Source organism: Streptomyces ochraceiscleroticus, from assembly GCF_000720485.1.
Classification (GTDB): Bacteria; Actinomycetota; Actinomycetes; order Streptomycetales; family Streptomycetaceae; genus Streptomyces; species Streptomyces ochraceiscleroticus.
In genome coordinates this window covers 1-938 of sequence record NZ_JOAX01000064.1, presented here as the reverse complement: position 1 = coordinate 938, position 938 = coordinate 1, and the positions used below count along the sequence as shown (strand labels likewise).

The 938-nt window shown below is 67.6% G+C and carries 1 protein-coding gene; it reads left to right on the top strand.

All coding sequences use genetic code 11. The annotated features are described in order from the left end of the window. Nucleotides 1-16: 16 nt before the first annotated feature. Nucleotides 17-938: aldo/keto reductase (locus IG84_RS0137110; protein ID WP_031067815.1), on the top strand; the 922-nt coding region annotated here is incomplete at its 3' end.

The window sequence follows — 938 nt, the reverse complement described above, 5'->3', positions numbered from 1 at the left end:
CCCACGAGAGGAATCCATGAAGACTGTCCCCTTCGGAACCACCGACGCCACAGTCCCCAACGTCGTCGCGGGCATGATGCGCATCGCCGGCGACAGCGACGAGCAGATCCGCGCCCTGTACACGGCCGCCCGCGAGTCGGGCATCGACTTCTTCGATCACGCGGACCTGTACGGGTTCAACCACCCCGGCGGCGGACCGCACCTGTGCGAGCGCCGGTTCGCCGAGGCACTACGGCTGACCTCGTCGGAGCGCGAGCAGATCACCCTGCAGACCAAGACCGGCATCGTCGCCGATCCGTGGGGCTACGACCAGTCCTACGAGCACATAGTGACCTCGGCCGAGGAGTCACTGAAGGCGCTGGGCACCGACTACCTCGACGTACTGCTGCTTCACCGGCCCGACGCGCTCGTCGAGCCCGAGGAAGTCGCGCGCGCGTTCGACCACCTCGAGACCAGCGGCAAGGTCCGCGCATTCGGAGTGTCCAACCACACTCCGCGCCAGATCGACCTGCTGAAGACCGCTGTCACCCAGCCGATCGTCGCCAACCAGGTGCAGCTGTCGATCACGCACTCCACGATCATCGCTCAGGGCCTGTCGTCCAACATGACCGGTTTCGACGACTCGATCACCCGCGACGGCGGTGGGCTCGTCGACTACGCCCGGATCAACAGGATCACCCTGCAGGCGTGGAGCCCGTTCCAGAAGGGCTTCCAGGACGGCGTGTTCTTCGGTTCCGAGGACCACCCGGAACTGAACGCCGAGCTGGATCGCCTCGCCGCCAAGTACGGCGTGACGCCGACCGCGATCGCGGTCGCCTGGATCACCCGCCACCCCGCCGGCATCCAGGTCGTGCTCGGCACCACCCAGCCCCAGCGCGTCACCGACGCCGCCGCCGGCTCGGACATCCCGCTCTCCCGCAGCGAGTGGTACGGGCTCA